The 6,273-nt window shown below is 73.6% G+C and carries 5 protein-coding genes and 1 pseudogene; all 6 read right to left on the reverse strand.

Annotation, left to right across the window (positions count from 1 at the left end; genetic code table 11):
• Positions 1–209: pseudogene (locus G6N75_RS02030) on the reverse strand (hypothetical protein); the annotation flags it as partial.
• Positions 206–1,492, reverse strand: a complete 1,287-nt coding sequence (gene folC, locus G6N75_RS02035) for a bifunctional tetrahydrofolate synthase/dihydrofolate synthase (protein WP_165346405.1) — start codon at positions 1,490–1,492, stop codon at positions 206–208. The gene folC and the pseudogene G6N75_RS02030, both read right to left, overlap by 4 nt.
• A 1-nt stretch (position 1,493) precedes the next feature.
• Entirely contained in the window at positions 1,494–2,381 is an 888-nt protein-coding gene (gene accD, locus G6N75_RS02040) for an acetyl-CoA carboxylase, carboxyltransferase subunit beta (protein WP_165346406.1), read from the reverse strand.
• 43 nt (positions 2,382–2,424) lie between these two features.
• On the reverse strand, positions 2,425–3,192 hold the full coding sequence (truA, locus tag G6N75_RS02045) for a tRNA pseudouridine(38-40) synthase TruA (protein WP_165346409.1): 768 nt from the start codon (positions 3,190–3,192) through the stop codon (positions 2,425–2,427).
• Positions 3,193–3,224: 32 nt separating this feature from the next.
• Complete coding sequence (locus tag G6N75_RS02050) at positions 3,225–3,932, reverse strand: hypothetical protein (RefSeq protein ID WP_165346407.1); 708 nt, start codon at positions 3,930–3,932, stop codon at positions 3,225–3,227.
• Positions 3,933–3,935: 3 nt separating this feature from the next.
• The coding region (locus G6N75_RS02055; RefSeq protein WP_165346408.1) for a FimV/HubP family polar landmark protein at positions 3,936–6,273 on the reverse strand (2,338 nt) is incomplete at its 5' end.

Genomic DNA, 6,273 nt, shown 5'->3' on the forward strand with positions numbered 1-6,273 from the left:
GTGCCGCCCACCTGCACCGGCCGGCCGGCCGCGGGATCGAGCGGAATAGCGTAGGTCCGCGCCGGCGCATCCGCCGGCGGCAGCTCGAGCGGCCGCTCGACGGCGCGCGGCGACTGCGCCGGGCCATCGAGCAACCAGGGAATGACGATGATGCCGAGCGCCACAATGACGGTGGCGCCGACGATGCGCTCCTTCAACTGCCGATTCATACCAGGATCGTCGGTGGGCCGGCGCTAGCGGGTCTGGGGGGCGCAGTATAACCCAGCCACTCCAAGGCCGGGCCCACGGTGTGAAACGAACCGCACACCACGATGCGGTCGCCCGGGGCGGCCGCCCGGCGGGCCAGTTCGCAGGCTTCAGCCACCGACGACGCCTCGGCCCGGGGCGGCGCCGGCAGGCGCTCGGCGAGCGCCGCGGCCGAGAGCCCGCGCGGCGGCTCGAGCGAGGCCAGGAACCAGCCGTCGACCTGCGGCGCCAGTGCGGCGGCGACGCCGCCGGCATCCTTGTCGCCGAGCATGCCCAGCACGCACCAGGTGCGCCCCGTGCCGGGCGCCGCGGCCAGCGCGCCGGCCAGCATGGCGGCGGCGGCGGGATTGTGGGCCACGTCCAGCCACCATTCCACCGGCCCTGGCACGCGCTGCAGGCGGCCGGCCAGCCGAATCCGGCCGATCGCCTCGGCCGCGTCGGCCGCCGCCAGGCGCGGCTCCAGGGCGGCAAAGGCCGCGATGGCGCTGGCCGCGTTGTCGCGCAGCGCCGGGGCCGGCAGCGGGGCGAGCGGGAGGCCCGCGAGCACGCGCCGGTCGTCATGCCAGCGCCACTGCTCCCCCTGCTCGTCCCAGTCGAAATCCACCCCCAGGCGCAGCGCGCCGGCGCCGGCGGCGGCCAGCAGCGTGGCGGGCGGGTCGCGCTCGCCGATCACCGCCGGCTTCCCGGCGCGGAAGATCCCGCCTTTCTCGCGGCCGATGCTCTCCCGGTCGGGCCCGAGCCATTCCATGTGGTCGAGGCCGACGCTGGTCACGATGGCGGCGTCCGCCGCCACCGCGTTGACCGCGTCCAGCCGCCCGCCCAGGCCGATCTCCAGCACGGCGGTCTCCACCGCCCGGCGCCGGAAGATCTGCAGCGCCGCGGCGGTGCCGAACTCGAAATAGGTCAGGGGGACGTCGCCGCGCGCCGCCTCCACCGCCTCGAAGGCGCTGACCAGGGCGGCATCGTCCACCTCCTCGCCGTCGATGCGCACGCGCTCGTTGTAGCGCAACAGGTGGGGCGAGGTGTAAGCGCCGGTGCGCCGGCCCGAGACCATGGCGAGCGCCTCGAGGGCGGCGACGCAGCTGCCCTTGCCGTTGGTGCCGCCGACGATGAACACCTGGGGCGCCGGCCGGGTCAGCTCCAGGCGCTCGAGCACGGTCCGGATCCGCTCCAGGCCGAGCTCGATGGTCGCCGGATGCAGTTGCTCCTGCCAGGCCAGCCACTCGGCCAGGGTGCGGCGTGCCAAGTCAGGCCTGCGCCGCTTCTTCCCGGAGCGGACGACCCGTCAGCATCGACAGCAGCCGGGCAATGGTCGGGCGCAGCTCGCGGCGATCCACGATCATGTCGAGCGCGCCGTGCTGCAGCAGGAATTCGCTGCGCTGGAAGCCCTCCGGCAGGGTCTCCCCGACGGTCTGCTGGATGACGCGCGGGCCGGCAAAACCGATCAGCGCCTTCGGCTCCGCGATGTTGACGTCGCCGAGCATCGCCAGGCTGGCCGACACCCCGCCGGTGGTCGGGTCGGTCATGACGGAGACGTACGGCATGCCGGCCGCGGCCAGCCGCCGCAGCGCCGCCGCCGTCTTGCTCATCTGCAGCAGCGAATACAGGCCCTCCTGCATGCGGGCGCCGCCGCTGGCGGCAAAACACACCAGCGGCATGCGCTGGTCGGCGGCGGTCTCGGCGGCGCGGCGGAACCGCTCGCCGACGACCGAGCCCATGGAGCCGCCCATGAAGCCGAACTCGAAGGCGCAGGCCGCCAGCCGCAGGCCCCGCAGCGTGCCGGTCACGGCGACCAGGGCATCCTGCTCGCCGGTCGCTTTCTGGGCCTGGAGGATGCGATCGCGGTAGCGCTTGCTGTCACGGAACTTCAGCGGGTCCTCGGGCTGCAGCGACTGGCCGAGCTCCCGGCCCGAGCCGGGATCCAGGAACTGCTGGAGGCGCTCGCGGGCGCCGATGCGCATGTGGTGACCGCACTTGGGGCAGACATGCAGGCTCCGCTCCACCTCCGGCCGGTACAGCACCGCGTCGCAGGCCGGGCACTTGGTCCACAGGCCCTCGGGCACGGAGCGGCTGCGGCCCTGGGTGCCGCCCTCGGTCTTGATGCGTGAGGGCATCAACTTGTCGAACCAGCTCATGCGCGCTCCCGGCGATGGTTGGGCCGATGATAAACGAAACCGTTCATGCCGGCGGACCCGGGAGCTCGGCCTCGGGCTGGGCCAGCAGGTCGCCGTAGTCGACCCGCACCAGGTAGAGCCCGGCAGCCGGCGCCGTGGCGCCGCCCTGGCATCGGTCCCGGCCCGCCAGGACTTCGGCCACCCAGGATGCCGGCGCCTCGCCGCGGCCGACCACCGCCAGCGTGCCGACGATGTTGCGCACCATGTGGTGCAGGAAAGCGTTCGCCGTCACGTCGACCCGGAGGAAGGGGCCGCATCGCGTGACGGCCAGGCAGTCCAGGCGCCGCATCGGCGTGCGCGACTGGCACTCGGCGGCCCGGAAGGCCGAGAAATCGTGCTCGCCCAGCAGCTGCTGCCCCGCCCGGTGCATGGCGGCGGCGTCCAGGGGGCGGTGCACCCACCAGGCCCGGTCGCGCCACAGCGCCGGGCGCGCCTCCCGGTTCAGCACCAGGTAGCTGTAGCTGCGTTGCACGGCCGAGAAGCGCGCATGGAAGCCCTCCGGCGCCGGCTTCGCCCAGCGCAGCGCGATCCCCGGCGGCAGCGCCGTGTTGGCACCCAGCACCCAGGAGCGGGGGGCGCGGCGCGCGCGGGTGTCGAAATGGGCCACCTGGCCGGTGGCGTGCACGCCCGCATCGGTGCGGCCGGCGCCGGTGACGGCCACCGGCTCATCCGCCACCTGCGACAGGGCCTGCTCGAGGGCGGCCTGCACGCTGGGACCATCCTTCTGGGCCTGCCAGCCGAGCAGCCCGCAGCCGTCGTACTCGACGCCCACCACGATCCGCTGGCAGCCGGGCGCCAGCTCATTCACAGCTGGCTGCCGAGGAAGCAGGCGAGCACACCCAGAGCCAGCCACGCCCAGTCACGCACGCCCGGCGGGCCCAGTTCCGGCAAGCCGGCCGTCTCGGGCAGCTGCACCGCCTGCGCCTCGATGTCGCGCACCAGCACGGCCGCCGCCTCGCCCCAGCCGGCCGGACCCGCCCGGCGGCCGGCGGCCGCCGCGGCGACCCGCTCGGCAGTTTGCGGCACGGCCTCGAGGGTCAGCGCCAGCCGCTGGGCGAACGTCTCCACGTCGACCCCGAGCCGGGCGAGGGGACGCAGCAGGGCCACCAGTCCGGCCGCCATGTAGACGGCGCCGGTGTGGCGCCGCAGGAGTTCCACCGCGATCACCAGCACCAGGAGCACGCCGCTGCGCCGCAGCGCCAGGTCGAGTTCGCTCCACGACGGCAGCCACGGATTGCCCGCAGGGCCCGGCTCGGGCGCCACCCAGAGGTAGATGATCACGATCGAGAGCAGCAGCCAGCGGATGCGGCGGGCCGCCTTCAGGACCCCGGCCAGCATCTCGCGGCCGCCGGCGGCCGCGGCCAGCAGCAGTACCAGCAGGGTGAGTGCCACGGCGGCCAGGGAATAACGGAACAGCAGGCCGGCGAGCACCAGCAGCAGCAGGATGCGGAACGCCGGATGGAACCCCGTCGGCGCCTGGGCCGGCGGGGCGCTTCCGTCACCGGCGGGCATGGCTCAGCTCAGGCCATCGAGCAGCTGGCGCGCTTCCTCCTGCTGCGCCTCGTCACCCTCAGCCGCCACCTCCTCGAGGATGCTGCGCGCGCCGTCGGGATCGCCCATGTCGATGTAGGCCCGCGCCAGGTCCAGCTTGGTGCCGATCTCGTCGACTTCCTCCGTCGGCAGCACGGCCGTGTCTTCCGGCGCCTCCGGCTCCGGGGTCGCGAGGCCCGGGGCGAGCTGCGTCGCGTCGTCCTCACCGACCTCCCTGCCTGCCGCGCCCACCTCGGCCTCCAGCACCTGGGTGAGGTCGTCGAGGTCGAGGCTGGTGTCGATGGGCAACTCGGCCGTTTCGTCCCCGCTGAAGCCCTCGAACTTCCGCACCATGGTCTGCTCGGATTCCTCGTCGTCCTCAAGGGCCACCTGCAGCCCCATGATGGTCGGCTCGTCGTCGGTGCCGATACGCGGCCCCCGGTCAAGCATGGTCTCGTCGCCCTGGTCCTCGACCTCGAAGCCGGCCGGCCCGGAAAATGTCGGATCCTCCTCCTCGAGGCCGAGCGCTTCGCTGCGCTGGGTCGGGTCCTGGGTTTCCCGCGGCAGGTCGGAGACATCCATCACCATGGTGCCCTCGTCCTCGGACTCGGCCGCCGCTGCGCCCTCTTCCTCCAGCTCGTCCGGGGCCTGCTCGGCGAGATCCTCGAGGGCGAACTCGCCCGAGGCGCCGAGATCGAGGTCGAGCCCCAGCTCTTCCAGGTCCAGTTCGGCGGACTGCTCGATCGTCGGTTCCAGCGCCCGCTGCTCCTGCGTGTCGCCGCCGACCGAAACGACCGACTCGTCGCCGCCCGCGAAGTCCTCTGCCGCCTCGCCGACGTCGAAATCGACCCAGCTGCCGGAGGACCCGGTATCGGTGGCCCCGGCCGGCGCCTCGAGTCCCGCCTCGCCCAGGTCGAGGTCCACGGCGACGTCGCCGCCGCCCTCGAACAGCTGCTCGCCCGGGCAGATCTGCCGGCCCATGATGGCGATCTTGGGCCAGTCGGCTTCCGCCTCCGGGCCGCCGGTTTCGCGAATGGACTGCGCCTGCGCCAGGAATTCCTGCGCGTTGCCCCAGACGAAACAGATGTCGATCAGCTTGCGCCGCAGGTCGTAACGATCCGGCTCGTGCGCGATCGCCTTCTTGACGATCTCGGCCGCCTGGTCGTACAGCCCGTAGGCCATGTGGAAGTCGGCTTCGGCCAGCGGGTCGGACTGGTCGAGATTGATGCCGGCCTCACTGGCGATCGTATCCTCGAAGGGATACTGGTAATCCTCCCGCAGCCCCGCCTCCGAGCCGGGCTCACGCTGCGGCAGGGGCGCCTTGCGCTCGGCGGGCGCCTCGGCCTCGGGCTTGGATTCCTCGACCTGGATGGCACCCTCGCCCGTCGCGGGGCGGGGGCTCACCTTGGCCGCGGCGGCGCCGCCGACGCCGAGCTGCGCGCCGGTCGGCTCCATCGCTTCCCAGGTGCCCGTCTCGGCCAGTTCCTCCTCGATGGAGCGCTCTTCTTCCCGTCGCTTCCGCACGAAGATCAGCGCGGCGACCAGGGCGACGGCCAGGACCAGCCACAGCCAGAAGGCGCCCAGCCAGCCGAGCACCCGCTGGACCAGCGTCGGCTCGGGCTGCACCGGCGCGGCAACCGGGGCCACGGGCTCCGGCTCCGCCGCGGCCGGGGGTTCCGGCTCGGCGGCGACCGGGGTCTCAGGCTCGGCGGCGACCGGGGTCTCGGTTTCGGCGACCGGCTCGGCGACAGGCGGCGTGACCGCCGCGTCCCCAGGCTCCGCCGGGACCTCGGTCCCCGGCGCGGTTTCGAGCTCCGCCAGTCGCGCCTGCAGGGCCGCGATCTCGGCGTCCTTCAACTCCATCATGCGGCGGGTTTCCGCCAGCTCGCCGCGGAGCTCCTCGACCGCCTCGAGCACCTGGCCCGAGGGCCCGGCAGCGGGCACGCCCGCGGGGGCGTCCGGCGTGGTCGCCGCAGCACGCTGCGCCGCCGTCTCCGGCGGCACAGTTTCGGCCGGCGGGGCCAGCTCCAGCCGGCGCTCGGTCTCACCCGCCGGCGCAGCGGCCCGGGCTTCCCAGCTCTCGGTCTGGCGGCGCACTTCGGCAGTGGCCTGGCGCGCCGTCGTGCCGGCCATCTGCGCGCGGCTCGGTACCCGCAGGATGGCGCCGGCACGCAGGCGGTTGATATTGCCGTAGAAGGCCTCGGGGTTGGCCTCGTACAGGGCGACCATCACCTGGTTGGTGGTCAGGGCCGGATCGGGCCGGACGCGCTGGGCGATCCCCCACAGGGTCTCGTTGCGCTGGACCGCGTACTCCGTGCCGTAA

Origin of the sequence: Thioalkalivibrio sp. XN8, from assembly GCF_011058255.1 — a bacterium.
In the GTDB taxonomy this organism is placed as follows: Bacteria; Pseudomonadota; Gammaproteobacteria; order Steroidobacterales; family XN24; genus XN24.

Excerpts from the sequence above, each read along its gene's own strand:
- G6N75_RS02050 (WP_165346407.1), bottom strand. The coding sequence starts at position 3,932 with ATGCCCGCCGGTGACGGAAGCGCCCCGCCGGCCCAGGCGCCGACGGGG.
- accD (WP_165346406.1), bottom strand. The coding sequence starts at position 2,381 with ATGAGCTGGTTCGACAAGTTGATGCCCTCACGCATCAAGACCGAGGGC.